Source organism: Kitasatospora xanthocidica (genome assembly GCF_014656195.1).
Lineage (GTDB): Bacteria > Actinomycetota > Actinomycetes > Streptomycetales > Streptomycetaceae > Kitasatospora > Kitasatospora xanthocidica.
Window position 1 is genome coordinate 160,917 of record NZ_BNBY01000005.1, and the last position, 26,843, is coordinate 187,759.

Below are 26,843 nucleotides of genomic sequence, written 5' to 3' on the forward strand. Positions count from 1 at the left end.
TCGCGCCTATTGTGGGGTCGGTAACCGGTCAACCCCCGTGCTCCGGCCGCCAGCGAGGCCCGCATTCCCTAACCCTCAGTCATCACCGCAGGTGCCCCCGGGCATCGGCGTCTTCTGCTGGAGAAACCGACGTTGAGCGCGACCGGATGGATCAGAGAGCGGTTCACCGGGCCGACCCCGGGGCCCGCTCCGGGCACGACCGGCACCTGGCCGAGGACGGCGCTCGCGCTGCCGTTCATCGTCATGGCGCTGATCGTCGTCCTCGACTACCTCAGTGGCACCGGCGTGACGGTCGAACCGGCCCTCACCGCGGTGCCCGCGCTGGCCGCCGTGGTCAGCCGACGCACCTGGTACCCGTTCGTCATCGGCCTGTGCACCGAGGCGGCGGCCTTCCTGATGGCCTTCCGCAGTGACACGCTCGGCTCGTCCGTGCACGCCGCCAGCGTCATCGCCGTCCTGCTCGTCGCCGCGATCGGCTGGGTCAGCGCGACCCTGCGGCTGCGTCAGGAGCGGGCGCTGGCCGACGCCCAGCTGGTCGCCTCGATCGCCCGCCGGGTCCTGCTGCGGCCCGTCCCCGAGCGGGTCGGCACCGTCCGGGCCGCCGTCCACTACGAGGCCGCCGCCGCGCACGCCCGGATCGGCGGCGACCTCTACGAGGTGGTCAACACCCGGCACGGCGTGCGGGCCGTGGTCGGGGACGTGCGCGGCAAGGGCCTCGGGGCGGTCGAGACGGCCGCCGCGGTGCTCGGCGCCTTCCGCGAGGCCGCCCACCAGGAGCCGGCGCTGGACCGGGTGGCGGGCTGGCTGGCCGTCAGCCTCGACCGTGCCCTGCACGAGAACGACCACCCGGGCGTGGAGGAGGAGTTCGTCACCCTGGTGCTGATCGGCGTCGGGCCCGACGGCGCCGCGGAGATCGTCAACTGCGGCCACCCCTCGCCGCTGCTGCTGCGCGGCGACGAGGTCAGACCGCTCGAACTCGCCGAGACCGTACCGCCGCTGGGCGTCCTGGACCCGGCCGACGTCCGTCCGCCGGTCCACCGGGTGCTGCTCCAGGGCCAGGACCGGGTGCTGCTGTTCACCGACGGGGTGATCGAGGCCCGCGACCGCGCGGGCGCCTTCTACCCGCTCGCCGAACGGTTCCCGCGCTGCGCCGACGGCCGCCCCGCCGACGTCCTGCAGCGGCTGCACGAGGACGTGGTGCGGCACGTCGGGCGCCAGCTCGGCGACGATGCGGCCATGCTGCTCCTGCAGTACGACCCCGCGCCGGCGGCCGGCGTCCACGTCCCCCAGCAGGCCGGGGTCCTGGCCCGGAACTAGAGCGACACCTCGACCAGCAGCGGCCGGTGGTCCGACACCGCCGCGCGGGGCGCCGCCGCCGGGCCCACCGCGGTGCGCGGCACCCCGACGGCCAGCACGTGGTCGAACTGCACCGCCGGGCGGTGCGAGGGGTACGTCGGCGTGCGCGCCAGGTCGTACCAGCCCTGCAGCCGGGCGCGGGGCTCGCGCACCCGGCGCCGGCGCGGCTCGGCCAGCTGCGGCCGGGCCCGCCGGGCCGCCCGCAGCTCCCGGACCCGCGCCCGCGGGGCGGTGCGCTCCAGTGCGGTGGCCCCGCCGAGCACCGTGCGCGGCACCGCGCCGATCAGGTTGAAGTCGCCCAGCACCAGGTACGGCTGCGGCAGGTCGGCGATCCACCGCCGGATGCCCGCCAGTTGCGCCATGTTCCAGCCCGGGACGAAGGACAGGTGCGCCGCCACCACGGTGAACGGCCCGCGGTCGCCCTCCAGCACCGCGGCCAGCGCGGCCCGCGGCTCGTCCGGCACCGGTGTCAGCCCGCGCCGCCCGGCTACCCGCAGCGGCAGCCCGAACGGTGCGGGGGCGAAGCGCCGGGCCCGCCAGTGCCGTACCGGGAGCCGGGTCAGCAGCGCCGTCCCGTACGAGGGCACCGCGCCGTCGCCGACCTCGCCCGGGCCGTACACCCGTAGGCCGTTCGGCCCGGCCGGGTCCGGCAGCCAGCCGGCCACCGGCGCCGGGCGGCCGTGCAGCGCGGCGGCGAAGCGCCAGTCCTTGGCGCCCATCGCCGCGGCCGCGACCGCGGCCTGGTCGGTGCCGCCGGAGCGCGCCTGGTGCCGGTCGACCTCCTGCAGTGCCAGGACGTCGGCGTCCAGTGCGGCCACCGCCTCGGCGAGCGGTTCCCCGGCGTCGGAGGGGTAGGGCAGGGGCGCGCCGTCGGGGGCGAGCGGCTGACCGTGCAACAGGTTGAAGGTGGCGATGCGCAACTGGCTCACACCGCACGACGGTACCCGGTCGCCGGGGGCGGGGGCCCTCCGGCGGGGGAAGGGTCGGCTTGAGGCGATAGGGCATACCGGGTATACATACTCGGTATGTCCATCCGTCACGGTCTGCTCGCCCTGCTCGACCAGGGCCCGCGCTACGGCTACCAGCTGCGCACCGAATTCGAGGCGCGCACCGGCGCCACCTGGCCCCTCAACGTCGGGCAGGTCTACACCACGCTGTCCCGGCTGGAGCGCGACGGCCTGGTCGAGGCCGCGGGGGAGGACGACGAGGGGCACCAGTTCTACGCCGCCACCGACGCCGGCCGCGCCGAGCTGCGGGCCTGGTTCGGCACCCCGGTGCCCCGGACCAACCCCCCGCGCGACGAGCTGGCGATCAAGCTCGCCATGGCGGTCACCGTGCCCGGGGTGGACGTCTCCGCGGTCGTCCAGGGCCAGCGCCGGCACAGCATCAAGGCGCTCCAGGACTACACCCGGCTCAAGGGCCGCGCCCTGGCCGGCGAGGCCCGGCCCGGAGTGGTGCCGTCCGCGAGCAACGACCTCGCCTGGCTGCTCGTCCTCGACCAGCTGATCTTCCAGACCGAAGCCGAGATCCGCTGGCTCGACCACTGCGAGACCCGGCTCGCCCAGCAGGCCGAACTCCTGCAGGCCCGTACCGCCGAGGCCACCCGCGACGGCGGCCCCGCGCCGGCCAAGCGCGGCCGGCGCCTGCGCGCCTGAGAGCCCGGCACCCGAACCACCGGCCCGGTCCCCGACCCCGGGCCCACACCCAGCACAAGGGGGGAATCGTGTCCCACACCCAAGAGTCCCGGCAGACGCCGGTGCTGCACCTGGAGAACGTCACCCGCGTCCACGGCCACGGCGCGGCCGAGGTCCAGGCCCTGCGCGGCGTCGACCTCAAGGTCCACCCCGGCGAGTTCGTCGCCGTCATGGGCCCCTCCGGCTCCGGCAAGTCGACCCTGCTCACCCTGGCCGGCGGCCTGGACACCCCGAGCGGCGGCCGGGTCCTGGTCGAGGGCGTCGCCCTGGGCGACCTCAACCGCAAGCAGCTCGCCCAGGTGCGCCGCCGCTCCGTCGGCTACGTCTTCCAGGACTACAACCTGATACCGGCGCTCACCGCCGCCGAGAACATCTCGCTGCCGCGGGAGCTCGACGGGCTGTCCGCCCGATCGGCCCGCCGCGAGGCCCTCGTCGCCCTGGAGGAGCTCGGCATCCCCGAGCTCGCCGACCGCTTCCCCGACGACATGTCGGGCGGTCAGCAGCAGCGCGTCGCCATCGCCCGCGCGCTGATCGGCGACCGCCGGCTGGTCCTCGCCGACGAGCCCACCGGCGCCCTGGACTCCACCACCGGTGAGGCCGTCCTCGCCGTCCTGCGCGCCCGCTGCGACGCCGGCGCCGCCGCCATGATGGTCACCCACGAGGCCCGGCACGCCGCCTGGGCCGACCGCGTGGTCTTCCTGCGCGACGGCCGGATGGTCGACGAGTCCGTCAGCCAGGACGCCGCCAGCCTGCTCGTCAGCGCCGCCACCAACAGCATGAAGGTGGACGAGTGAAGCTCAGCGCCTGGCGGGTCGCCCTGCGCATCGCCCGCCGTGACGCCCTGCGGGCCAAGGGCCGCAGCGCCCTGGTCATCGCGATGGTCGCCCTGCCCGTACTCGGCGTCACCGGGGCCGACGTGGTCTTCCGCAGCGCCGACCTCTCGCCCGCCGAGAAGGCCGTGCGGATCATGGGCCAGGCGGCCGCCGAACTGGAGATGGTCGAGCGCGGCTCCGCCGTCCTGCAGGCGCCCGACCCGGCCGACGGGCTGAGCGTCGAGAACCCCAAGGACGACCCCAAGGCCGGCGCCGTCCCCCAGTACACCGCCGAGCAGCAGCGCTCCCTGGACACCGCGCCCGCGGATCTGGCGAAGCAGCTGCTCCCGGCCGGCGCCGTCCTGGTGCCCGAACGCCAGGGCCCGTACACCGCGGCGAGCAGCGTGGACGGTCTGCTGGCCACCCGCGCCAACGAGATCGACCTGAACGACCCGGTCTGGCGGGGCCGCCTCGATCTGGTCAAGGGCCGGGCCCCCGCGAACGGCCACGAGACCGCCGTCACCCCGGACTTCCTCAGGCGGTCCGGCCTCAAGATCGGCGACCGGACCGCCGTCCGAGGCCTGGAGGCCGACCCGTTCACCATCACCGGCGTCTACGAGTACCCCGGCGACCTCGGCGCCACCGAACTCTTCGCGCCGCCCGGCACCCTGATCGACCGGCTCGCCGCGGCCTCCGGCGGCTCCCGCGGCAAGGCGGCCGGCACCGACGAGCCGGTCCGCTGGCTGGTCAAGCTCCCGGCCGGGGCCGGGCTCGACTGGCACAAGGTCGTCGAACTCAACCGGTACGGCTTCGACGCCACCTCGCGCGCCGTCCTGATCGACCCCCCGGCCCGCTCCGACGTCCCCTTCTACGCCAAGTCGGAGGGGCGCTCGGAGTTCCAGACCTCCTACTTCGACAAGACCAGCGTGGTCATCCTCGCGACCGTGGTCGGCATGGCGCTGCTGGAGATCGTCCTCCTCGCGGGCCCCGCCTTCGCCGTCGGGGCCCGGCGCTCCCGGCGGCAGCTGGGTCTGCTCGCCGCCGCCGGCGGTGACCGCGCCAACGTCCGCGGCGTCGTGCTCGGCGGGGGCATCGTCCTCGGCGTCACCGGTGCCGTCGTCGGCCTCGGCCTCGGCGTCGGACTGGTCGCGCTGCTGCGCACCCAGGCCGAGGAGTACTCCGGCCGGCGCTTCGGCCACTTCGCCCTCCAGCCGTTCGACCTGCTCGGCGTGCTCCTGGTGGGCCTGGTCACCGGTCTGCTCGCCGCGGTCGTCCCCGCTGTCCAGGCCTCCCGCCAGGACGTCGTCTCCGCGCTCACCGGCCGTGACTCGCTCAAGCCGCCGAACCGCAAGCTCGCCGTGCTCGGCCTGCTGATGCTGGGCGGCGGCGCCGCCCTGGCCCTGTACGGCGCCACCAGCGGCGTCGGCAACCGCAGCCTCGCCGTGCTGGGCGGCTCGGCCCTCGCCGAACTCGGCATGGTCGCCCTCACGCCCTTCCTGGTCGGCCTGTTCGGCCGGCTCGGCCGCTGGCTCTCGCTCGGCCCCCGGCTCGCCCTGCGCGACTCGGTGCGCCACCGCGGCCGCACCGCGCCCGCCGTCGCCGCCGTCATGGCCGCCGTGGCCGGCGCCGTCGCGGTCGGCGTCTACACCGCCAGCTTCGAGGAGCAGGGCCGGCGCGAGTACGTCGCGCACGGCCCCTCCGGTTCCGTCCTGCTCGGCCGGGGCTGGCTGGCCGGCGCCGACGGCAAGCTGCTGCCGCAGATGCGGGAGGCCGTCGAGCGCAGCATCCCCGACCTCGGCCCGCGCGCCGACGTGCAGAACGTGCACTACAAGGGGGACTGCTCCGAGAACTCCTCGTGCGGGTACATCAGCGTGGACCTGCCCAAGGAGATCCGCTGCCCCGTCCTCGACTCGGACCGCGAGTTCGCGCCCGGCGAGGCCGAGCGGATCCTGTCGACCGACAAGCGCTGCCAGAGCAACAACCGCCGGGGCAACCCGTACGGCGCGCTGACGGCCGGGGACGCCACCCTGCTGCACAACCTCTACGGCGTCACCGACCCCGCCCCGGGGCAGGCCCTGGCGGCCGGCAAGGCCGTGGTCTTCGACCCCCGGTACCTCAAGGACGGCAAGGTCGCCGTGCGGTTCAGCGAGCCGGCCGACCTCAACGGCGGCGGCCCCGCCGGCCGGAAGCAGGTCACCCACGAGATCGCCGTCGACGCGGTCCTCGCGGACACCGCGGTGCCCTCGCCCGGGCAGGCCGTGATCAGCCCGGCCACCGCGGCCGGGCTGGGGTTCACCACCACCTCGGTCGGCTCGGTCTGGCTGCCCGGCGAGGCGCCCTCGGACAGCTCCCAGCAGAAGGCCGACGGCGCGCTCGCCAGGATCACCGACCGCGACCTGCTCACCGTCGAGCGCGGCTACAGCTCCCAGGCCTCTCTCGTCACCCTCGGCCTGACCGTGTTCGCCGGCCTGGTCGCCCTCGGCGCGGCGGGCATCGCCACCGGCCTGGCGGCCGCCGACTCCCAGCGCGACCTGACCACCCTCGCGGCGGTCGGCGCCGAGCCCCGCATCCGGCGCTCGCTGTCCGGCTTCCAGTGCGGTGTGATCGCCGCCATGGGCGCCGTGCTGGGCGTGGTCTGCGGCATCGTGCCGGGCGTGGCGCTGCGCAAGGTGGAGAGCGCGGGGAGCAACTACCCCGGCATGAGTCCGGAGGAGCTCGCCAACAACGCGATCGTGGTCCTCCCGTGGCCGACCATCGCCGCCGCCGTCGTGGTGCTCCCGGTGCTCGCGGCCGCCCTCGCGGCGGGGCTGACCCGCTCCCGGATCACGATGCTGCGCCGCTCCGGCTGAGCGCCCGGCACCGGCCTCCGGCACCCCCGTCCGCGCCCGTGCGCGGCGGGGGTGACGGAGGTTACAGCCCCGGGAGGGCCCGGCAGCCGGACGGCCGGGGCGGGCACCCGCACGGGCGAACTACAGTCGTCGGTATGACGAGAACCCCGGACAGCGCCGTCCGTTCCTACATCGACTCGCACCAGGCCGCCTTCCTCGCCGACCTCGCCGAGTGGCTGGCCATCCCCTCGGTCTCCGCCGACCCGGACCGCGCCGGCGATGTGCGGCGCTCGGCCGAGTGGCTGGCGGCCAAGCTGCTCGACACCGGCTTCCCGGTGGCCGAGGTGTGGGAGACCGACGGCCTGCCGGCGGTGTTCGCCGAGTGGTCCTCCGGGGATCCGTCCGCGCCGACCGTCCTGGTCTACGGCCACCATGACGTGCAGCCCGCCGCGAAGGAGGACGGCTGGGACACCGAGCCGTTCACCCCGACCGTGGTCGGCGACCGGCTGTACGCGCGCGGCGCCGCCGACGACAAGGGCCAGGTGTTCTTCCACACCCTGGGCGTGCGCGCCCACCTGGCCGCGACCGGCCGCACCGCGCCGGCCGTCAACCTCAAGCTGCTGATCGAGGGCGAGGAGGAGTCCGGCTCGCCGAACTTCGCCGACCTGGTCCGCCGCGAGGCCGACCGGCTGGCCGCCGACGTGGTCGTCATCTCCGACACCGGCATGTGGTCGGCGTCCACGCCGACCGTCTGCACCGGCATGCGCGGCCTCGCCGACGCCCAGATCGACCTGTACGGGCCGGACACCGACATCCACTCCGGCTCCTTCGGCGGCGCCGTCCCCAACCCGGCCCAGGTCGCGGCCGAGCTGGCCGCCGCCCTGCACGACGCCGACCGCAAGGTGGCGGTCCCGGGCTTCTACGACGGCGTGATCGAGCTGACCGACCGCGAGCGCGAGCTGTTCGCCGAGCTGCCCTTCGACGAGGAGCAGTGGCTGCGGGTGGCCAAGTCGTACGGCACCCGCGGCGAGGCCGGCTACTCCACCCTGGAGCGGATCTGGGCCCGCCCGACCGCCGAGGTCAACGGCATCTGGGGCGGCTACACCGGCCCCGGCGGCAAGACCATCGTCCCGGCGTCGGCGCACCTCAAGCTGTCCTTCCGGCTGGTCGCCGGACAGGAGGTGGAGAAGGTCCGCGACGCGGTCCGGGCCTGGGTGGCCGAGCAGGTGCCCGAGGGCGTCCGGTACGAGCTGGTCTTCCCCGGCGCGACCCGGCCCTGCCTGACCCCGCTGGACCACCCGGCGCTGCAGTCCACCGTCCGGGCGATGGGCCTGGCCTTCGGGCAGAAGATCCTCTTCACCCGCGAGGGCGGCTCCGGCCCCGCCGCCGACCTGCAGGACGTGCTGGGCGCGCCGGTGCTGTTCCTCGGCATCTCGGTGCCCTCGGACGGGTGGCACTCCGTCAACGAGAAGGTCGAGCTGGACCTGCTCGCCAAGGGTGTGGAGACCGCCGCGTACCTGTGGGGCGACCTGGCCGAGAACTTCCGGCCGGGCGCGTGAACGGGGCCCGCCGCGAGGCGGTCAGATCACTCATCCGGATGATTCACCACGTGGGGATGGAACGACGTGAGCACCGTGCCTGAGACCGAGCGCCCGACGCACCTGGCACTGGCCCGGGCCGGGGTGGACCGGGCCGCCGAGCACCGGTTCGACGAGCCCTGGCTGGCGGCCGCCTGGAGCCACCCGGCCACCCGGGTGCTGCCGATCGCCGGCGGTGAGGCGTTCGTGGTCGACACCGCGCAGGGCACCGAGCTGGTGCTGCTGCCCTCCTTCGAGGCGCCGCAGACCGGGGACCGCTACTTCCTCGGCACCGACGAGGACGGCGTCTCGTACTTCGCGCTGGCCGGCGAGAGCCTGCCCGGGCGGCTGGACGGCGACGCCCGTCCGGCCGGGCTGCGCGAGGTCGGCGCGATGCTGTCCGACCGCGACGCCGGGCTGCTGGTGCACGCCGTCGCGCTGGAGCACTGGCACCGGCTGCACAGCTTCTGCTCCCGCTGCGGCCACCCGACCGAGAAGGCCGGTGCCGGGCACGTGCGGCGCTGCACCTCCTGCGCGGCCGAGCACTACCCCCGCACCGACCCGGCGGTGATCATGGTGATCACGGACGAGCAGGACCGCTGCCTGCTGGGCCGTCAGGCGCTGTGGCCGGAGGGCCGCTGGTCGACCCTGGCGGGCTTCGTCGAGCCGGGGGAGTCCATCGAGCAGGCGGTGGCCCGCGAGGTGCACGAGGAGGCGGGCGTGCGGGTGGGCGAGGTGCGGTACGTCGCCAGCCAGCCGTGGCCGTTCCCGTCCAGCCTGATGCTGGGCTTCTCGGGCAAGGCGCTGCCCGGCGGCACCGAGATCACCGTGGACGGCGAGGAGCTGGCCGAGGCGCGCTGGTTCTCCCGGGAGGAGCTGCGGGCCGGGATGGAGGCGGGCGAGATCCTGCCGCCGTCCGGCATCTCGATCGCGCGGCACCTGGTGGAGCTCTGGTACGGCGAGCCGCTGCCGTCGGCGGCGCGCTGGTAATTCGGCGGGAAAGGGGGCGTGCGGCCTATGACGTGCGCCCCCTTGTTCCTTTCCAATCCCTTTCCGAATTCCTCACCACCGGATGTTCGTATCCGGACGGGCCAGTTCTGCTACCGGGAGGCACTCGGTCGGCCCCGTCGTCAACCCACACGGACGACATTGCCGGAAACGGCTGAAACCGTGTCACCGCGCTCGCTAGATTCACTCGGGTGACAATCCCCCGGGGCACCGCCCAATCCCCCAAATACCAGCGCCTCGCCGCCGACCTCCGCCGTCGGATCGCCGAGGGCGAGTTCACCGCCGCAGCCGCCCTGCCGGTCGAGAGCGAACTGGAGCGCCAGTACGGCGTCGCCCGCAACACCGTCCGCCTCGCCGTCGACGTCCTGGTCAACGAGGGCCGGCTGGTCCGCCTCCAGGGCAAGGGCACCTACCTGCGCGAACACCCCGTGCTGGACCACCGGGCCTTCGGGCCCGCGCCGGCCCCCGCGCCGCGCGACTGCCTGGCCGGGCCCTCCGCCGTCTACCTCGGCGAGGCGGCCGAAGCCGGGCGGGAACTCGGCACCGACTTCGAGATGATGATCGTCCGGGCCCGGGTCGACATCGCCGAACGGCTCGGACTGCGCCCCGGCGAGGCCATCGTGGTCCGCCGCCAGCTGCGGCTGCTCGACCGGGAGCCGTACTCCATCGAGGAGAGCCACTACCGGGCCGGCCTCGCCGCCGGCACCCCGCTGATGGAACCCGACCCCGTCGAGGGCGGGGACGAGGCCGTGCTCGCCGCCCTCGGCCGGGTCGAGATCGGCGCCGTGGACCACCTGGTGGCCCGGATGCCCGGCCCGGAGGAGGCCCAGTGGTTCCAGGGCGGCCCCGGCGTGCCGCTGATGGTGCAGACCCGCGTCACCTACGACCGGCGCGGGCCGGTGCGGGTCATCGAGACCCGCTACTCGGCCGACCGCAGCCGGCTGGTGTACGGCGTCGGCGACCTCGGCGCGCGCACCACCCTGCCCGCGCCCGCCGCGCCCGTCGACCCCGCCCGGGCCGACGCGCCGTGACGCGCCGGCCGGGACGGACCGGCCGGCTCAGGCCGCCAGGGCCTTCTTGACCTGCAGCAGGCTCGGGTTGGTCATGACGACCCGCTCGCCGCCGCCCACCGGCGTCACCAGCACGGTCGGCACCGTCTGGTTGCCGTTGTTCACGGACTCGACGAAGGACGCCGACGCCGGGTCCTCCTCGATGTTGATCTCGGTGTAGCCGATGCCTTCACGGTCCAGCTGGCTCTTGAGCCGGTTGCAGTAGCCACACCAGGTCGTGCTGTACATCGTCACGGTGCCCGACATCGAGGGGACTCCTTCGAAAGAGAGGTGCGAACGGTCTCCGGAGGGAACGTCCACCGGACGGCGGGCATTCCGGCCCGCCGGACCGCGCTGCGGAGCGATCATCCTGCGATCACACCGGGCCTGTGGACAACCCCGCCCGCGTTGTCCCACCGGGCTGAGAAGATGGAACGCATGCAGGAAGACCTCTTGAGCGGCAGCCCCTACGACGGCCCCCACGCCTCCCAGTGGGCCGACCCCGGCGCCGCCACGGGCCCGGACGCCGTGCTCGCCGGGCTCGACCCCGAACAGCGCGCCGTCGCCACCGCCCTGCACGGCCCGGTCTGCGTCCTCGCCGGCGCCGGCACCGGCAAGACCCGGGCCATCACCCACCGGATCGCCTACGGGGTGCGCAGCGGCGTCTACACCCCCCAGCAGGTCCTCGCCGTCACCTTCACCGCCCGCGCCGCCGGCGAGATGCGCGGCCGCCTGCGCCAGCTCGGCGCCGACGGCGTCCAGGCCCGCACCTTCCACGCCGCCGCCCTGCGCCAGCTCCAGTACTTCTGGCCCCGCGCCGTCGGCGGCCCCGTCCCCCAGCTCCTCGAACGCAAGGTCCAGCTCGTCGCCGAGGCCGCCGGCCGCTGCGGCCTGCGCGTCCAGCGCACCGAACTGCGCGACCTCACCGCCGAGATCGAGTGGGCCAAGGTCACCCAGATCGCGCCCGAGGACTACCCGGCCGCCGTCGCCAAGTCCGGCCGCGAGGCCCCCCGGGACCCGGCCGAGACGGCCCAGGTCTACCGGGTCTACGAGGAGGCCAAGAGCCGCCGCGGCAGCATGGACTTCGAGGACGTGCTGCTGCTCACCGCCGCCATCCTGGAGGACCGCCCGGACATCGCCGACCAGGTCCGCTCCCAGTACCGGCACTTCACCGTCGACGAGTACCAGGACGTCTCCCCGCTCCAGCAGCGCCTGCTCGACCGGTGGACCGGCCCCGACGGCGGCGCCAGCCTGTGCGTGGTCGGCGACGCCAGCCAGACCATCTACTCCTTCACCGGCGCCACCCCGGACTACCTGCTGAACTTCCGCGGCCGCCACCCCGACGCGACGGTGGTCAAGCTCGTCCGCGACTACCGCTCGACGCCGCAGGTCGTCCACCTCGCCAACGGACTGCTCGCCCAGGCCCGCGGCGAGGCCGCCCGCCACCGCCTCGAACTCGTCTCCCAGCGGGAGGCCGGCCCCGAGCCGGTCTACACCGAGTACGAGGACGAGCCGACCGAGGCCGAGACCACCGCCCGCCGGATCAAGGACCTCCTCGCCACCGGCGTGCGGGCCAGCGAGATCGCCGTCCTGTTCCGCACCAACGGCCAGTCCGAGGTCTACGAGCAGGCGCTCGCCGACCTCGGCCTCCCGTACCAGCTCAAGGGCGCCGAGCGGTTCTTCGAGCGCCCCGAGGTCCGCGACGCCGGGGTGCTGCTGCGCGGCGCCGCCCGCGCGGCCTCCGACCCGCTCACCGACGGCGCCCCCGACCTCGCCGGACAGGTCCGCGCGGTGCTCGCCACCCGCGGCTTCACCGCCGAGCCCCCGGCCGGCTCCGGCGCCGTCCGCGACCGCTGGGAGTCCCTGGCGGCCCTCGTCCGGCTCGCCGAGGAGTTCGAGCGCACCCGGGCCGCCGAGGGGCGGGACACCGACCTCGCCGCTTACGTCGCCGAGCTCGACGCCCGCGCAGCCGCCCAGCACGCCCCCGCCGTCGAGGGCGTCACCCTCGCCTCCCTGCACGCCGCCAAGGGCCTGGAGTGGGACGCCGTCTTCCTGGTCGGCCTCACCGAGGGCACCCTGCCGATCATCTACGCCAAGACCGACGAGCAGGTCGAGGAGGAGCGCCGGCTGCTCTACGTCGGCGTCACCCGGGCCCGCAAGCACCTCAGCCTCTCCTGGGCCCTCTCCCGCTCCCCGGGCGGGCGCGCGAGCCGCAAGCCCACCCGCTTCCTCGACGGGCTGCGCCCCGGCTCCGCCGCCCCCGGCGCGCGGGGCGGCGCGCGGGGCGGGCGCGGGGGCGTCGAGCCCGGCGAGCGCTCCGCCGCCCGGCGGGTCCGCGGCCCGGTCAAGTGCCGGGTCTGCGACAAGGCGCTCACCGACGCCGTCGAGCGCAAGCTGCGCCGCTGCGAGGGCTGCCCGTCCACGATGGACGAGGGGCTCTACGAGCGGCTGCGCGAGTGGCGCGCCGGCCAGGCCAGGAAGCAGGGCGCCCCGGCCTACGTGGTGTTCACCGACGCGACGCTCATGGCGATCGCCGAGGACGTGCCGGCCAGCCGCGGCGAACTGGCCTCGATCTCGGGGGTCGGTGCGATGAAGCTGGACAAGTACGGGGCAGCCGTGCTCTCGTTGTGTGCGGGGGAGGAGCCCGAGGAGGATCCGGACGGCGTCGAGGACGACGGTCCGGTCGATCCGGCGTGAGCCGGCACGGGCGCGGTCCAGGGGACTGCTCGGGGACTTCGAATCCGGCTGTGGAGCACGCCGTGGAACTCGCCGCGAAAAATAGTTTGCGCGGCGTACCGGGAGCGCAATAGCCTGCCGGGGCGGTCAAGGGGACGCGATCGCACGGGGTCACACCTGTGCCGAATCCCCTGCGCCCAACAGCTTCACCGAGACAGACATCCGAACATTCGGGGCCGGGGAAACCTGGCTCCGCGAGACGCCGAGAGGAGGCGAAGACAGTGGGAAACATCATGATCACCAAAATGACTGGCCAGACCGTTGTCGCTGCCTCCCTGCGTGCCGCCCGTCTGCGGGCGCTCGCCGAGCTCGGTGGAACCGGTCTGGGTCTCGACACCACCGGTGTCTCCGTCGCCCCCGTTGTCAGTGGTCTTGGACACACTGATCTGTGCCTCACGGGCAGCGGAAGCGTCGAAGCCACCGTTGTCGAGACCGGTCTGTCCGGCGACTGGGCGTCGTTCGGCACGCCGCGCTCCCCGCGCGACGAGCGACCGACCCAGGCACCGAAGGCGGCCGTAGCCGCTGCCATTCATGGCGGCTATGCGCGGGTCATCGGTGCCGGAAACCCCCAGAAGCAGAACGAGCAGCTGATCAACCAGGCCATGGCCGCCTTCGCCGGCGCCGAGGCCATCCGGATGCGGGCCTTCCGCGGGCCTGAACCCTGGAGAGAACGAACCTGAGCCAACCTCAGGTCGGACCCTCCAGGGCCGCGGAACCCGTCACCACCGGGATCTGCGGCCCTTCTGTTTTGTCCGGTACGCAAGACCAACCCAGGCCCTCCGGGGCCTCCGGCCCAGCACCACCAGTCCACTGGGCCGGAACCACTGAGAAGACGAGGAAGACGCCCACAGTGTCCACGGTCATCACACCGCCCACCCCGTCCGTACCGCCGACAAGCCAGATCACCAAGGCCGACCAGGCCGACCCCCCGGAGGTTCCTTCCATGCAGATCAGCTCCATCGAGCAGGCCGAGGCTCTCGGTCTCCCCATCCCGTGCCGCGCCTTCGACCCCGAGGTCTTCTTCGCCGAGACGCCCGCCGACGTCGAGTACGCGAAGTCCCTCTGTGGCACCTGCCCGGTGAAGGACTCCTGCCTGACCGGCGCGCTGGAGCGGCGTGAGCCGTGGGGCGTCTGGGGCGGCGAGCTGTTCGTCCAGGGTGTCGTCGTGGCCCGCAAGCGGCCGCGTGGCCGCCCGCGCAAGACCGAGGTCATGGCGTGAACCCCGCCGAGCAGGCCAGGGTCGTCCGCCGGGGAGAGCAGCCCCCGCTGGACAGCGCCCTCCGCCGTTCCGTGCGGATCGCCGCCGCCAAGGCCGACGCCGCAGCCCGTACCCCGTTCCCGAGCACGCACCACGAGCAGGACCACGACATGATCCCCGCCGCCGCCGATCCCACCGCCCGCGCAACGCAGGCCACCGAACGTCAGACCCAGAACAGGATCCTCGAAATGCAACTCATCCATGAATCCCTGGCCCGGGCCCATATGCAAGACAGGCTCCACGAGGCCGAGAACCAACGGCTCGTCAGCCGGGTCGTCCGGGCCCGCAGGCTCAAGCAGCGGGCCGAGCGGGCCTCGATGCGGGCCCGCAAGGCCCTCGCCGTGGCGTTGATGTAACGCCCGCGGGCCTCCGGGCCCTCCCGCTTCACCCCCGTCGTGCCGCAGGCCGCCCCCCGTCATCGGGGAGCGGCCTGCGGCCGTTGGCGCGGGAGGTCCGTCAGCTCTCGGCGCCGCCGGTGCCCTTGCGGGCCCTCGGCTGCCGCGGCGGCTGCCCGGCCTGCTGCGGCTGTCGGGCCTCCTCGGTCTTCCGGGCCTGCGGGGCCTTCCGGGCGCCGCGGGGCCGCTGCGGCCGGTCGGAGAACTCGGGGAGCCACTCCAGCATCTCCGCGCGGAACGGCGCCTGGGCGCCCAGCTGGCAGAGCACGCCGATGGTGCTCAGCGTCACCCGGTGGATCAGCAGGTACGCGGGCGGCAGGTTCAGCTGCTTGCCCAGGTTGTAGGCGGGCGAGCGCGGATCGGCGATCCGGGCCGCCTGGGCGCGCATCCAGGCCCGGGTGAAGTGGAAGTTCTCCACCGCGGCCGGCTCGATGATCGGCAGCAGGTAGTCCAGCACCGCGTCCGGGTCCAGCTGGATCGCGGGCTTCACGAAGCCCTCCTCGCGCAGCATCTTCAGCACGCCCGCCGCGTCCCCGGCCAGCGCCATCCGCAGCGAGGCCCCGATCGGCGCGGGCAGCCCGCCGGGCAGCCGGTCCACCGTGCCGAAGTCCAGCACGCCCAGGCGCCAGCCGGACACCGGGCCGTCGTCCTTCAGCAGCCGGAAGTTGCCCGGGTGCGGGTCGGCGTGCAGCAGACCGGTCCGGGACGGGCCGGCGAACAGGAACCGGGCCAGCAGCTGCCCGGCGCGGTCGCGCTCCTCCTGGGTGCCGCGCGCGATCACCTCGGCCAGCGGGGTGCCGCCCATCCACTCGGTGACCAGCACCTGGTCGGCCTGGGCCACCACGACCGGCACCAGGATGTCCGGGTCGCCCGCGAACTCCTCGGCGTGCCGGCGCTGGGCCTGCGCCTCCAGTTCGTAGTCCAGCTCCTCCGAGACGCGCTCGCGCAGCTCGGTGATCAGCGGCTTGATGTCCAGCCCGGGGATCAGCGGGCCCAGCAGCCAGGCCACCCGGCTCAGCTGTGAGAGGTCCGCGAGCAGCGCGTCGCCCGCGCCCGGGTACTGCACCTTGACCGCGACCTGCCGGCCGTCGTGCCAGACCGCCCGGTGCACCTGGCCGATCGAGGCCGCGGCCGCGGGCCGGTCGTCGAACTCCAGGAACAGCTCGCGCCAGTCGTTCCCGAGCCGCTGGGCGAGCGCGGTGTGCACCTTGGCGGCGGGCATCGGGGGCGCGGCGTCCTGCAGCTTGGTGAGCGCCGCCCGGTACGGACCGGCGACCTCCTCGGGCAGCGCGGCCTCGAAGACGGACAGCACCTGCCCGAACTTCATCGCCCCGCCCTTGAGCTCGCCGAGCACCTTGAACAGCTGGTCGGCGGTGGCCTGTTGGAGCTCGGCCGTGACCACCTCGGCGGAGCGGCCGCCGATGCGCCTGCCGAGGCCGAGCGTGGCGCGACCGGCTATCCCCAGCGGCAGGGCGGCGAGCCGTGCCGTGCGGGTCACTGCCTTGCGCGGAAGATCGCTCACCCGGGCCTCCAATTCATGGCCCCCCGACACCGGACGGCCGACCATCACTAGGCCATTGTGCCCGTTCCCCGCCCCGGGCCCGCCGGAATTCCGCGAGGCGGGGCGGGGAGCGGGGTCCCTTTTGCGAGGACTTGGGCGGCTTGGGCGTGTCTTGTGGATCTTGTCGGATCAGGCCGCGGCGAGGTGCGTGCCCCAACGCCGTGGACCCGGCATGGATCCGCGAGACGCGCCCCAGGTCCGGTCGGCCGGGATCAGCGGGGCAGGCGCAGGGCGAGGCCGTCCAGGACGACCTCCAGGCCGTAGGTGAACTTGGCGTCGCGTACCTCGACCGGATCGGGGATCGCGGCGGCGGCCGCGTAGGCGTCGGCGAGGTGGGCGTAGTCGGCGCTGGCCTGCTGGGCGGCGGGCATCAGGCGGGCGATGAACTCGGCCTCGGTCTCGCCGGAGCGCGCGACGGTGGTGAGCCAGGCCGCCTCGGTGGTGCTCACCCCGACGACGTAGGAGATGAGCGTGTCGATCGCCCGGATCGGATCGGGGAATCCGACGGCGTCGAAGAAGGCGGTCAGCCGCTCGCCGTAGGACGCCAGGTTGGGGCCGAGGTAGGCGAGGCCGGCCTGGCCCAGTACGGAGGAGAGCCAGGGGTGGCGCAGGGCCGTCGCCCGGAACGCCTCGGCGGCCTCGGTGGCGGCGGCGCGCCAGTCGGGGCTGTCGGCGGGCGGCAGGGCCATCTCGCCGAAGACCTCGTCCACGGCGAGCTCCATCAGCTCGTCCTTGGTGGCCACGTGCCGGTAGAGCGAGGTGGCGCCCGCGTTCAGCCGGGCGGCGAGCTTGCGCATGCTCAGGGCCTCGACGCCCTCGGCGTCCAGCATCACGACCGCCTGGCGGACGATTCCGTCCCGGCTGAGCGCGGGCTGGTCGGGCTCGCGCTGCTGACGGGCCCAGACGGACGGGACCGGGGTGCTTCGGGTGGCCATGGGCGACTCCTCCTCTGTGGTGCGTACACCGTTCGCATCGAGCGTACAGGAGTCAATGGTTGCGCACACCGTTCCGATGTGCGTACAGTGTTCGCATCGACGGAACGCAGTGCGCACCAAAGGAACGGTGTGCGCCGATGGGAGGGGTGACTGATGTCAGTCGACGATGTGACCGGGTCCGGGGTCCGGAACCCGCACCGCTGGTGGATCCTGATCGTGCTCTGCCTGAGCTCGCTGGTGCTGGTGGTCGACAGCATGGCCCTGACCGTGGCGGTGCCCGCGATGACCGCCGACCTCGGCGCGACCGCCCAGGACACCCAGTGGATCCTCGACTCCTACGTCCTGGTCTTCGCCGGCCTGCTGCTGACCTCCGGCAGCCTCGGTGACCGCTTCGGGCGCCGGAAGATCATGATCATCGGCCTGCTGCTCTTCGGGGCGGCGTCGTTCGCGGCGAGCTTCTGCACCAACCCCGGCGAGGTCATCGCCGCCCGGGTCGCGATGGGGGTCGGCGGGGCACTGATCATGCCCTCGACGCTGTCGATCCTCATCACCGTCTTCGACGAGGACGAGCGCAACAAGGCGATGGCCGCCTGGAGCTCGGTGGCGATGCTGGGGCTGGTCGGCAGCCCGGTGCTCGGCGGTGTGCTGATCGACCACTTCTCCTGGCACTCGATCTTCTTCATCAACGTCCCGGTGGTGGCGCTGGCGGTGCTGGCGGGCCTGCTGCTGATGCCGGAGTCCAAGGGCCCGTGGCAGAAGCCCGACCCGCTCGGCGCGGTGCTGTCGGCCGTCGGCATGACCGCCCTGGTCTGGTGGATCATCGAGATCCCGCAGCACGGCGCCTTCGCCGGCCGCTCGCTGGTCACCCTGGTCGTCGCGGTGGCCTCGATCGTCGGGTTCGTGGTCTGGGAGAACGTGACAGCCGCGCCGATGGTGCCGCTGGCGCTCTTCAAGGCCCGCAACTTCAGCGGGGGGTCGCTCTCGCTGACCCTGGTGCAGATCGGCAACGGCGGGCTGCTGCTGGTGCTCACCCAGTACCTGCAGTTCGTGCTCGGGTACTCGCCGGTCAAGGCGGGCCTGGCGTTCCTGCCGCTGGCCGTCGCGGCGCTGCTCGGCAACGGGGTCGGCGCCAAGCTGGCGGCGACGCTCGGCAACCGGCTGCTGATCCTCGCCGGGATGCTCGTCATGGCCTCCTCGTTCGCGCTGCTGACCACCGTCTCGGCCGACACCGGCTTCACCGTCCCGGCGGTCGCGCTCGGGCTGCTCGGCCTCGGCGCGGGCCTGGCGATGCCGGCCGCGGTGGGCGCGCTGATGGGGACGATCCCGCCGGAGCAGGCGGGCGTCGGCTCGGCGCTGAACGACACCATCCAGCAGGCGGGCACCGCGCTCGGCATCGCGATCCTGGGCTCGCTGCTGTCGAGCGGCTTCGCGGGCGGGATGCCGGCCGGGACGCCGGAGCAGGCCAAGCACTCCATCGCCGGGGCGCTGGCGATCGCCGGCGGGGACGCCGGGTTGGTCCGCACCGCCCGGGAGGCGTTCACCGGGGCGATGACCACGACGTTCACGGTCAGCGCGATCGGTGTGCTGGCGGCGGCCCTGCTGGCCACCCTGGTGATGCGGGACCGCAAGGTAGCGCGGGCCGAGGAGCCGGCCGAGCAGGCGGTGGCCGCCGGGTGAGGCCGGCGGTGAGGCCGGCGGTGAGGACGACCTGGAAGGCCGGTGCCCGTGGGGGCGCCGGCCTTCGGCGTTCCCCGGCGGCGAGGCCCACCCCGGCGGCGCGGCCCCACCTCGGTAGCGCGGCCCCACCGCGGCCGGGCGGCTCACCCCGGCGGGGCCGGCTGCCACAGGCACCCGCAGTCCGGATGCCCCCGCAGCCGCAGCCGCCGGGCCATCCCGTCGCTCGCCGACACCTCGCACCAGCCGTCCACGCTCGGCGGGCGGCCGCCGTCCAGGTGCAGCTGGACGTGCAACGCGGCCAGCCCGGCGACCGCCGTCGCCAGGGCGGTGTCGCAGGCCGGCGTCGGGGCCCGCCCCGGGCCCTCGTGGGCCAGCTGGGCCAGCACCCGCGGCCAGGCCGCGTCCTCGTCCTCCCGCCGCAGCACCAGGCAGTGCCCGCAGGCGGACCTCCCCGGGACCACCAGCGGCCCGACGACGCCGAACTCCTCGACCACGCCCACGTACAGGTGCGGCACCCCGGCCCGGAGCAGCAGCCGGGCCTCGTACGTCCCGCCGGCGAAGGCGGCGCTGCCGTCCCGGGGCGCGAGGACGACGAAGTCCGGCGGTGGGTCGCCCGGCCGGCGGCGCGGGGCGGGCCCCGGGGGACGGCCCGCGGCCCGGTGCACCGCCTCCCGGGCGGCCGTCGCGCGCAGCCGCCCGACGTCCCCGGGCGGCAGGCCCGCAGGCGAGCAGTCGCCCGGTGCCACCCGGCCGCCGTCCGTGACGGTGACCGTGCCGGTGCCCCCGGCGGCCAGGACGGCGGCCACGGCGGCGCCGACCCGGCCCGCGCCGCGCACCTCGATCCGGGCGTCGGCCCGGCGGGCCAGCACAGCCGGTGCGGCGCCCGGGCCGGAGTGGACCAGGGAGAGCGAGGCGAGGTCGGGCCCGAGCAGCTCCCGGTGCGGCTGGGGGAAGCGGGCCAGCGCCCGGTCGGCGGCCTCCGCGTCGTCCAGCAGGCCGGTCTCCGCGAGCTCGGTCAGCAGGGTGTCGGCCGGCTCGCGGCCGAGCCCGATCCGCTCACCGGCCTCGACGAGCGCGGGCCGGTCGCGCGTTCCGTCGAGCAGCCCGAGGAACTCGCACAGGGCCGGGTCGGCGTTGCCGAGCACCCCGGCGTGGCTCGTGACGGTGCCGAACTGCAGGGTCTCGGAGTCCCGCCAGCTGCGGGACAGGGCGGGCTTCAGAGCGAGGCGCACGGCGATCTCCCTTCCGATCGTTTCCGGACGGCTGACCGCAGCATGCCCCATCGCCCGGACGGTGTGCCGAAAGTTGTCCACAGGCCCGTACACATGATCAGAACATCGGTTCGCACACCCTGTGGATAACTGGGGATCCTCCCCGGCGTCGGATTCCGGACACCCGCCGTCGACTTTTCGTTCGCGATCACTCCATGAAAGATTCCGGCCATGGCAGCGGACTTCTGTCCGTGCCACCGGGTAACGTCGTGTGCCATGGCAGCCGAGCGGGACTCCCATCCACCGGCGTCGCGTCGGCGTGCCCGTGCCGCGTCCGGGTCACAGATCGCGGCGCCGAACACGCGCGGGCGTCCGGACCAGCGGTACGCCGAGCAGCAGCCGCCGCAGCACCCGCCCGTCGGGGCGGTCTCCCCGGAACCGCACGACCGCGGCCGGGTCGAGGTGCGGCGCAGCGCCCGCCGCAGCCGTACGGTCTCCGCCTACCGCGAGGGCGACCGCACCGTCGTGCTGATCCCGGCCCGGATGTCGCACGCCGAGGAGCAGCGCTGGGTCGCGCAGATGCTGGAGAAGCTCGCCGCCCAGGAGTCCCGGCGGATCCCCGGGGACGAGGCCCTGATGGCCCGGGCCCGCGAGCTGTCGGCCGCCTACCTGGACGACCGCGCCCACCCCAGCCAGGTCCGCTGGGTCACCAACCAGAACTCCCGCTGGGGCTCCTGCACCCCGAGCGAGGGCACGATCCGCCTCTCCCACCGCCTCCAGGGCATGCCCGAGTACGTGCTGGACTACGTGCTGCTGCACGAGCTGGCGCACCTGCTGGTGCCGGACCACGGGCCGGCGTTCTGGGCGCTGCTGGAGGCCTACCCCCGCACCGAGCGGGCCCGGGGCTACCTGGAGGGCGTGGTCTCGGCGGCCCGGCTGCCGCACATCCCGGGCGCCCGGCACGCCGACCCCGGGCCGGACCCGGGCGCCTCCTGCGGCTGAGGACCGGCGGGACCGACCGGAGGACGACGCGAAGGGGGCGCGGGCCGATGCGGCCCGCGCCCCCTTTCGACGTCACACCTCAGCCGGTCAGCCGCCGGGCCCGGGCCACCAGGTCGCGCACCGAGTGGTCGGTGAGCTCCGGCAGCCGGTCGTAGTCGAACCAGCGCAGGTCCAGCGACTCCTCGCTGATCAGCGCCTGGGCGCCGGCCGGGGCCAGCGCGATGTACTGGACGTCCAGGTGGGTGTTCTCCGGCCGGTCCTTGCCGGTGCAGCGGACCTGGTGGCGGTCCAGCTTGACCGGCACCGGGGCGCCGTCCTCCGTCAGCAGGACCAGGTCGGGGATGCCGGACTCCTCGACGGCCTCGCGCAGCGCGGCCGAGGCGAGGTCGCGGTCCTCCGGTTCGCAGTGCCCGCCCATCTGCAGCCACATGCCGACCTTGGGGTGCAGGGTGAGCAGTACCCGCCCGGCCGCCGGGTCGACGACCGCCGCGCTCGCGGTGATGTGCGCGGGCAGGCAGGAGCGGTAGAGGCCCTCGGGCTGCGCGGTCAGGTGGTCCAGGTAGTCGAGCCGCAGCAGCTCCTGGTCCTCGTCGGCCGGCCGCCACCCGGACAGGGTGCGGACGGCGTCCGCGTGCAGGGTGGACGCGGACGTCCCGGTGTCGGTCATGCGGTGGGCTCGCCCTTCCCGTCGGTGTCGGTGCCGTCGTGCTCCGGCCGGTCGCCGCCCTCGGTGCGGTCGGGACCCTTGGTGAGGTCGGGCTTGCCGGCCGCGGCCTCGCCGAGCAGCTTGTCGAGCGCGTCGAAGTCGAACCCGCCCTCCAGGTCGCCCGCGGCGCCCCGGTGCACGAAGGCGTCCGGGTCGTCCAGGTCGGCGGCGGTGGGCAGCATGTCCGGGTGCTCCCAGAGCGCGTCGCGGCCCTCGACGCCGCGGGCGTCGGCGAGCAGCGCCCAGAGCCGGGAGGCGTCGCGCAGGCGGCGCGGGCGCAGCTCCAGGCCGACCAGGGTGGCGAAGGTCTGCTCGGCGGGCCCGCCGGCCGCGCGGCGGCGGCGGACGGTCTCGCGCAGCGCCCCGGCCTGCGGCAGGTGCGGCTCGGCGGCGGCGTGCACGACGGCGTCCACCCAGCCCTCGACCAGCGCGAGCGCCGTCTCCAGGCGGGCGAGCGCGGCCTTCTGCTCGGGGGTGTCCTCGGGCTGGAGCAGGCCGCCGGCCAGTGCCTCCTGCAGGGCCTCGGGGTTGCTCGGGTCGAGCTGGCCGACCAGCTCCTCCATCCGGGAGGTGTCGACCTTGATGCCGCGGGCGTAGGCCTCCACGGCGCCCAGCAGGTGGGCGCGCAGCCACGGCACATGGGCGAAGAGCCGCTGGTGGGCGGCCTCGCGCAGGGCGAGGTAGAGGCGGACCTCGTCGGCGGGCACGCTCAGGCCCTCGCCGAACTCGGCGACGTTCTGCGGCAGCAGCGCGGCCTTGCCGGCCGGGGCGAGCGGCAGGCCGACGTCGGCGGAGCCGACCACCTCGGCGGCGAGGGCGCCGAGCGCCTGGCCGATCTGGGTGCCGAACATGGCGCCGCCCATGGAGCGCATCATGCCCATCAGCGGGCCGGCCATGGCCTGCATCTCCTCGGGCAGCACGCCGCCCATGGCGTTGCCGACCCGCTCGGCGACCGGGTCGACCAGGTCCTTCCAGACCGGGAGGGTGGCCTCGATCCACTCGGCCCGGCTCCAGGCGACGGCGGTGCCGGCGCCGGAGGGGAACTCGGTGGCGCCGTCGAGCCACAGGTCGGCCAGGCGGACGGCCTCGGCGACGGCGGAGCGCTCGGAGGCGCTGACCGAGCGGTCCTTGCTCTTGCCCTCGGCGGGCTCGGCGACCACGGTCTGGCGGGCGATGTTCTGGGCGAGGTCCCAGTTCACCGGGCCGCCCTCGAACGAGAGCATCTGCCCGAGCTGCTGGAAGGCGGCGCCGAGGTCGCCCGGGTTCATGCCGCCGAACATCGCGGCGAAGGGGTTGTCGCCGCCGGCGCCGCCCGGGGCGCCGGGCAGGCCGAACATCGCGCCGAAGGGGTTGCCCCCGCCGAAGCCGAACGGCTGCGGGCCGGAGCCGGACTGCTCCTGGTCCTTCTTCTTCTGCGCGTCGTCGGGCTTGGCCTTGCCGTCCTCGGGCTCCTCGGGCGGAACGCCGAATCCGAAGGGAAGGTCGCTCACGGGGTCCTCGATCCGGTCGGCCGTCATGCGGTGTGGCGGGGAAATCAGCGCCCGGGGCGGTGGCGGAGTCGGGGACTCGGGGGCGGCTCCCGCGCGGCTGGCCCGCGCCGGGTGCACCGCCGGGCCTTCGCCTCGGGCAGGATGGACGTACGTGACACACGTCCGTACGCACATAAGCTAACCGTGGAGGATGGCCGGTGAGTTCCCCGCCCTCGGACGTTCGCTCTGGGCTGACCGGAGGAGAGGAGGCGTCGGACACCACGGCGTCGCCGCCTCCAGCCTACGGCGGACGGCCGCTGACCGTGGCGGTGACCGGCGCCGCGGGAGTGCTGGGGGAGCGGGTCGCGGCGCGACTGGTCGCCTCCCCGCACGTGAAGAAGGTCCTGGCGGTGGACGACCGCCGCGGCGAGGTCCCCGGCGTGCAGTGGCGGGTGCTCGACGTGCGCGACCCGGCGGTGGCCGAGCGGCTGGCCGGGGTCGACGTGGTGGTGCACCTCGCGATGGACTTCGGCATGGAGTCCGATCCGCGGGCCCGCAGCGCCTACAACGTGCGCGGCGCCCAGACGGTGCTGACCGCGGCCGCGGCCGCCGGGGTGCACCGGGTCGTGCTGTGCACCTCCGCCATGGTCTACGGCGCGCTGGCCGACAACGAGGTGCCGCTGGCCGAGGACTCCGAGCTGCGGGCGACCGAGGAGGCCTCGCTGGTCGGGGACCTGCTGGAGATCGAGCGGCTGGCCCGCCGCGCGCCACGCGCCCACCCCGGGCTGCAGGTGACGGTGCTGCGCCCGGCCGTGGTGGTGGGCCCCGGTGTGGACACCGTGCTGACCCGGCACTTCGAGGCGCCCCGGCTGCTGGTGGTGGCCGGCTCCCGCCCGTGCTGGCAGTTCTGCCACGTGGACGACCTGGCGGCGGCGCTGGAGTACGCGGCGCTGGGCCTGGTCGAGGGCGAGGTGACGGTCGGCTGCGACGGCTGGCTGGAGCAGGAGGACGTGGAGCGGCTGTCGGGGATCCGGCGGATGGAGCTGCCGGCCGCGCTGGCGCTCGGTACCGCGGCCCGGCTGCACCGGCTGGGCCTGACCCCGGCACCGGCCGGGGACCTGGCGTACACGATGTACCCGTGGGTGGTGTCCGGCAGCCGGCTGCACGAGGCGGGCTGGCGTCCGGCGCACACCAACGAGCAGGTGCTGGCCGAGTTGCTGGCCCAGGTGTCCGGCAAGCACGCGGTGGCCGGGCGCCGGCTGGGCGGCAAGGAGGCCGCGACCAGCCTGGGGGCGGCCGGGGCGACGGTGGCGCTGGTCGGTACGGCGGCGCTGGTGCGCCGGGCCCGCAAGCGGCGCCGGTTCTGACCCGGGCCGGGGGAGGGTTCCGGTCCTGCCCCGGGTCGGCGGAGCACGGCGTCGATCGATCGGCCGATCGGGCGCCTTTTCTCACGATGCGAAATTTCCACATCGTGATGCGGAAGACACTTGCCTCCGACCGTCCCCGATGAGGAATCATGGGGTCATGTCCGAGAACCACGACCCCATCCGTCTGCTCGCCATCCGCGACACCCCGCTCTCGCTGGACGAGGTGTACGAGGCGGTCGGCGACGACGCGGCCGGCGGCACCACCGTCTTCGTCGGGACGGTCCGTGACCACGACGGCGGCAAGTCGGTGTCCGCGCTGGAGTACAGCTGCCACCCCACCGCCGAGCAGGAGATGCGGCGGATCGCCGAGAAGGTGGTCGCCGACTTCCCGGTCCGGGCGCTCGCCGCGGTCCACCGGGTCGGCCGGCTGGAGATCACCGACAAGGCCGTGATCGTCGCGGTCTCCTGCGCCCACCGCGGCGAGGCCTTCGCGGCCGCCCGCCGGCTGATCGACGACCTCAAGCACGAGGTGCCGATCTGGAAGCACCAGGTCTTCGCCGACGGCGAGGAGGAGTGGGTCGGCGCCGGCGGCTGCTGAGACCGGCCCGCGCACCGCGGAACCGTCCGCACGTCCCGCGCACCGCGGAACCGTCCGCACATCCCGCGCGTCCGTCGGGGCAGGCTCGCCGGTGCCTCACTCGAACGGGTTCGCGGCGACGCCCCGAATACTCCCTGGAAGTGAGCCGATCGGCCGTCCCGTAACCCGGACGGCGCCGTCCGCGTTGTCCGCCGGGGTGGTTAATCTGCTCATAGACACGACGAGCTGGGAGTACTGACATGGGTGCGCTCGCCTGGCTGATCATTCCGGTTGTCGCCGTCCTGGCCGCGGCCCTCTGGGCGGGGTGGGCCCAACGGGCCCCGCGGGCCACCGGGGACCCGGCCTCACTCGCCGAACACCGGCGCTTCATGGCCGCGATGGAACGCACCACCGCCGGGGCCGCGGGCCCGGGCGAGCCTTCCGGCCGGTAGCCCGCCGGGCGCCCCGTCACCCGCGTCCCGTACTGTCGAGGCATGCCACGCCGCTCCGCGACGATGCTCGCTGCCACCCTGCTGCTCATAGCGCTGCTCTGCGTCTCGGTGCTGATGAAGGTGCCGTACACGGAGATGAGCCCGGGGCCGACGTACAACACGCTCGGCAACCAGGGCGGCAAGCCGGTGATCAGCGTCTCGGGGCACGAGTCCTACCCGACCACCGGGCACCTCAACATGACGACCGTCCAGGTCACCGGGGCCAAGTACGAGCCCAGCCTGGTCAACGCGGTGGTCGGCTGGCTGCGCGACGACGTGCTGGTGGTGCCGCACGACAACGTCTACCCGAAGGGGCAGTCGGACGCCGAGGCCAAGAAGCAGAACGCCGAGGAGTTCGCCTCCTCCGAGGACAGCGCCCGCACCGCGGCCCTGAAGCAGCTCGGCGTCCCGGTCGGCAGCGATCTGATCGTCAAGTCGGTCACCGCCGGAGCCCCGGCCGAGGGCAAGCTGCACGCGGGCGACCAGATCGTCGCCGTGGACGGCGCCCCGGTCGCCTCGGTGGACCAGGTGGTCGCGGCGGTCGTCAAGCACAAGCCGGGCGAGTCGGTGGTCTTCACCGTCGTGCCGCGGGTCAAGGACGCGGCCGGAAACGTCGCCGCGACGCCGGGCACCAGGACGGACGTGGCCGTCCCGACCGTCCGGGCCAAGGACCTCGACCCGAAGGCCCCGGCCGAGCGGGCCGAGCTCGCGGTGGTCGGCATCGGCACCGGGATCCGGCACACCTACCCGTTCCAGATCGACATCGGCCTGCAGGACGTCGGCGGCCCGAGCGCCGGCCTGATGTTCTCGCTCGGCATCATCGACAAGCTGACCCCGGGCGGCGACCTGACCGGCGGCCGGTTCGTCGCGGGCACCGGCACCATCGACGACGACGGCAAGGTCGGCCCGATCGGCGGCATATCGATGAAGCTGATCGCCGCCCGGGACGCCGGGGCCGAGTACTTCCTCACCCCGTCCTCGAACTGCGCCGAGGCCACCAAGAACATCCCGTCCGGGCTGACCCTGGTCAAGACGGACACCCTGGACGGCGCGCTGAAGTCGCTGGAGCAGATCCGCTCCGGGCAGGCCTCCGCGCTGCCCTCCTGCGCCAAGTAGCCCTCGGCGCAAGGGCGC

At 74.4% G+C, this 26,843-nt stretch carries 24 protein-coding genes; 17 read left to right on the forward strand and 7 right to left on the reverse strand.

Annotated elements, in window-relative coordinates:
• Positions 1-132: 132 nt before the first annotated feature.
• A complete protein-coding gene (locus IE332_RS11120; RefSeq protein ID WP_189915621.1) occupies positions 133-1,317 on the forward strand; it encodes a PP2C family protein-serine/threonine phosphatase in 1,185 nt (394 codons plus the stop codon).
• On the opposite strand, the gene IE332_RS11125 is transcribed toward IE332_RS11120, so the two are convergent.
• Entirely contained in the window at positions 1,314-2,285 is a 972-nt protein-coding gene (locus tag IE332_RS11125) for an endonuclease/exonuclease/phosphatase family protein (RefSeq protein WP_189915622.1), read from the reverse strand. The genes IE332_RS11120 and IE332_RS11125 overlap by 4 nt on opposite strands.
• Before the next feature lie 96 nt (positions 2,286-2,381).
• On the opposite strand from IE332_RS11125, the gene IE332_RS11130 reads away from it, so the two are divergent.
• The 6 genes from IE332_RS11130 (at position 2,382) to IE332_RS11155 (ending at position 10,306) form a co-directional block, all read left to right on the forward strand.
• The gene (locus IE332_RS11130) at positions 2,382-3,011 is read left to right on the forward strand and encodes a PadR family transcriptional regulator (RefSeq protein WP_189915623.1); all 630 of its coding nucleotides are present in this window, start codon (positions 2,382-2,384) and stop codon (positions 3,009-3,011) included.
• Positions 3,012-3,079: 68 nt separating this feature from the next.
• Complete coding sequence (locus IE332_RS11135; protein WP_189915624.1) at positions 3,080-3,844, forward strand: ABC transporter ATP-binding protein; 765 nt, start codon at positions 3,080-3,082, stop codon at positions 3,842-3,844.
• Complete coding sequence (locus tag IE332_RS11140; RefSeq protein WP_189915625.1) at positions 3,841-6,711, forward strand: FtsX-like permease family protein; 2,871 nt, start codon at positions 3,841-3,843, stop codon at positions 6,709-6,711. Before IE332_RS11135 ends, IE332_RS11140 begins: the two co-directional genes overlap by 4 nt.
• A gap of 134 nt (positions 6,712-6,845) precedes the next feature.
• Complete coding sequence (locus IE332_RS11145) at positions 6,846-8,249, forward strand: dipeptidase (RefSeq protein ID WP_189915626.1); 1,404 nt, start codon at positions 6,846-6,848, stop codon at positions 8,247-8,249.
• A gap of 66 nt (positions 8,250-8,315) precedes the next feature.
• A complete protein-coding gene (gene nudC / locus IE332_RS11150; RefSeq protein WP_189915627.1) occupies positions 8,316-9,257 on the forward strand; it encodes an NAD(+) diphosphatase in 942 nt (313 codons plus the stop codon).
• Positions 9,258-9,466: 209 nt separating this feature from the next.
• The gene (locus IE332_RS11155; protein WP_189915628.1) at positions 9,467-10,306 is read left to right on the forward strand and encodes a GntR family transcriptional regulator; all 840 of its coding nucleotides are present in this window, start codon (positions 9,467-9,469) and stop codon (positions 10,304-10,306) included.
• Between the two features lie 27 nt (positions 10,307-10,333).
• Here IE332_RS11155 and IE332_RS11160 read toward each other — a convergent pair whose 3' ends face one another.
• A complete protein-coding gene (locus IE332_RS11160) occupies positions 10,334-10,591 on the reverse strand; it encodes a mycoredoxin (RefSeq protein WP_030236313.1) in 258 nt (85 codons plus the stop codon).
• A gap of 162 nt (positions 10,592-10,753) precedes the next feature.
• Here IE332_RS11160 and IE332_RS11165 point away from each other — a divergent pair, with 162 nt between their 5' ends.
• The 4 genes from IE332_RS11165 (at position 10,754) to IE332_RS11180 (ending at position 14,674) form a co-directional block, all read left to right on the forward strand.
• Positions 10,754-13,021 carry an ATP-dependent DNA helicase UvrD2 gene (locus tag IE332_RS11165; RefSeq protein WP_189915629.1) on the forward strand — a complete coding sequence of 756 codons (2,268 nt, stop codon included), beginning with the start codon at positions 10,754-10,756 and terminating at the stop codon, positions 13,019-13,021.
• A gap of 260 nt (positions 13,022-13,281) precedes the next feature.
• The gene (locus IE332_RS11170; RefSeq protein WP_189915630.1) at positions 13,282-13,740 is read left to right on the forward strand and encodes a hypothetical protein; all 459 of its coding nucleotides are present in this window, start codon (positions 13,282-13,284) and stop codon (positions 13,738-13,740) included.
• A 170-nt stretch (positions 13,741-13,910) separates the two neighbouring features.
• A complete protein-coding gene (locus IE332_RS11175; protein ID WP_373313700.1) occupies positions 13,911-14,279 on the forward strand; it encodes a WhiB family transcriptional regulator in 369 nt (122 codons plus the stop codon).
• Positions 14,276-14,674 carry a putative WhiB-interacting protein gene (locus IE332_RS11180; RefSeq protein ID WP_189915632.1) on the forward strand — a complete coding sequence of 133 codons (399 nt, stop codon included), beginning with the start codon at positions 14,276-14,278 and terminating at the stop codon, positions 14,672-14,674. The genes IE332_RS11175 and IE332_RS11180 overlap by 4 nt, the downstream gene beginning before the upstream one ends.
• A 100-nt stretch (positions 14,675-14,774) precedes the next feature.
• Here IE332_RS11180 and IE332_RS11185 read toward each other — a convergent pair whose 3' ends face one another.
• Positions 14,775-16,235 carry an ABC1 kinase family protein gene (locus IE332_RS11185; RefSeq protein ID WP_189915633.1) on the reverse strand — a complete coding sequence of 487 codons (1,461 nt, stop codon included), beginning with the start codon at positions 16,233-16,235 and terminating at the stop codon, positions 14,775-14,777.
• A 251-nt stretch (positions 16,236-16,486) separates the two neighbouring features.
• Positions 16,487-17,209, reverse strand: a complete 723-nt coding sequence (locus IE332_RS11190) for a TetR/AcrR family transcriptional regulator (RefSeq protein ID WP_189915634.1) — start codon at positions 17,207-17,209, stop codon at positions 16,487-16,489.
• A 153-nt stretch (positions 17,210-17,362) separates the two neighbouring features.
• Between IE332_RS11190 and IE332_RS11195 the strand changes: the two genes are divergently transcribed.
• On the forward strand, positions 17,363-18,886 hold the full coding sequence (locus tag IE332_RS11195; protein WP_189915635.1) for an MFS transporter: 1,524 nt from the start codon (positions 17,363-17,365) through the stop codon (positions 18,884-18,886).
• Between the two features lie 143 nt (positions 18,887-19,029).
• Here the strand turns inward: IE332_RS11195 and IE332_RS11200 are convergent, their stop codons facing one another.
• Positions 19,030-20,118 carry a TOMM precursor leader peptide-binding protein gene (locus tag IE332_RS11200; protein WP_189915636.1) on the reverse strand — a complete coding sequence of 363 codons (1,089 nt, stop codon included), beginning with the start codon at positions 20,116-20,118 and terminating at the stop codon, positions 19,030-19,032.
• Positions 20,119-20,373: 255 nt separating this feature from the next.
• On the opposite strand from IE332_RS11200, the gene IE332_RS11205 reads away from it, so the two are divergent.
• Positions 20,374-21,099: a M48 metallopeptidase family protein gene (locus IE332_RS11205; protein WP_189915637.1), complete on the forward strand. Its 726-nt coding sequence runs from the start codon at positions 20,374-20,376 to the stop codon at positions 21,097-21,099.
• A gap of 79 nt (positions 21,100-21,178) precedes the next feature.
• Here the strand turns inward: IE332_RS11205 and IE332_RS11210 are convergent, their stop codons facing one another.
• Both IE332_RS11210 and IE332_RS11215 read right to left on the reverse strand, forming a co-directional pair.
• A complete protein-coding gene (locus IE332_RS11210) occupies positions 21,179-21,766 on the reverse strand; it encodes an NUDIX hydrolase (RefSeq protein WP_189915638.1) in 588 nt (195 codons plus the stop codon).
• Entirely contained in the window at positions 21,763-23,295 is a 1,533-nt protein-coding gene (locus IE332_RS11215) for a zinc-dependent metalloprotease (RefSeq protein WP_189915639.1), read from the reverse strand. Before IE332_RS11215 ends, IE332_RS11210 begins: the two co-directional genes overlap by 4 nt.
• Before the next feature lie 197 nt (positions 23,296-23,492).
• Between IE332_RS11215 and IE332_RS11220 the strand changes: the two genes are divergently transcribed.
• The 4 genes from IE332_RS11220 to IE332_RS11235 all read left to right on the forward strand — a co-directional run bounded on the left by IE332_RS11220 (position 23,493) and on the right by IE332_RS11235 (position 26,825).
• On the forward strand, positions 23,493-24,641 hold the full coding sequence (locus IE332_RS11220) for an NAD-dependent epimerase/dehydratase family protein (protein WP_373313701.1): 1,149 nt from the start codon (positions 23,493-23,495) through the stop codon (positions 24,639-24,641).
• 157 nt (positions 24,642-24,798) lie between these two features.
• The gene (locus tag IE332_RS11225; RefSeq protein ID WP_229928514.1) at positions 24,799-25,239 is read left to right on the forward strand and encodes a molybdenum cofactor biosynthesis protein MoaE; all 441 of its coding nucleotides are present in this window, start codon (positions 24,799-24,801) and stop codon (positions 25,237-25,239) included.
• A gap of 239 nt (positions 25,240-25,478) precedes the next feature.
• Complete coding sequence (locus tag IE332_RS11230) at positions 25,479-25,670, forward strand: hypothetical protein (protein WP_189915641.1); 192 nt, start codon at positions 25,479-25,481, stop codon at positions 25,668-25,670.
• 42 nt (positions 25,671-25,712) lie between these two features.
• Positions 25,713-26,825 (forward strand): YlbL family protein, encoded by a 1,113-nt coding sequence (locus IE332_RS11235; RefSeq protein ID WP_189915642.1) that lies wholly within the window; start codon positions 25,713-25,715, stop codon positions 26,823-26,825.
• Positions 26,826-26,843: the final 18 nt, after the last annotated feature.

Bases quoted from the DNA above. Each gene is read 5' to 3' on its own strand.
- IE332_RS11130 (WP_189915623.1), top strand. From the start codon at position 2,382: ATGTCCATCCGTCACGGTCTGCTCGCCCTGCTCGACCAGGGCCCGCGC.
- IE332_RS11145 (WP_189915626.1), top strand. From the start codon at position 6,846: ATGACGAGAACCCCGGACAGCGCCGTCCGTTCCTACATCGACTCGCAC.
- IE332_RS11160 (WP_030236313.1), bottom strand. From the start codon at position 10,591: ATGTCGGGCACCGTGACGATGTACAGCACGACCTGGTGTGGCTACTGC.
- IE332_RS11165 (WP_189915629.1), top strand. From the start codon at position 10,754: ATGGAACGCATGCAGGAAGACCTCTTGAGCGGCAGCCCCTACGACGGC.
- IE332_RS11190 (WP_189915634.1), bottom strand. From the start codon at position 17,209: ATGGCCACCCGAAGCACCCCGGTCCCGTCCGTCTGGGCCCGTCAGCAG.
- IE332_RS11195 (WP_189915635.1), top strand. From the start codon at position 17,363: ATGTCAGTCGACGATGTGACCGGGTCCGGGGTCCGGAACCCGCACCGC.
- IE332_RS11205 (WP_189915637.1), top strand. From the start codon at position 20,374: ATGGCAGCCGAGCGGGACTCCCATCCACCGGCGTCGCGTCGGCGTGCC.
- IE332_RS11210 (WP_189915638.1), bottom strand. From the start codon at position 21,766: ATGACCGACACCGGGACGTCCGCGTCCACCCTGCACGCGGACGCCGTC.
- IE332_RS11225 (WP_229928514.1), top strand. From the start codon at position 24,799: ATGTCCGAGAACCACGACCCCATCCGTCTGCTCGCCATCCGCGACACC.
- IE332_RS11230 (WP_189915641.1), top strand. From the start codon at position 25,479: ATGGGTGCGCTCGCCTGGCTGATCATTCCGGTTGTCGCCGTCCTGGCC.
- IE332_RS11235 (WP_189915642.1), top strand. From the start codon at position 25,713: ATGCCACGCCGCTCCGCGACGATGCTCGCTGCCACCCTGCTGCTCATA.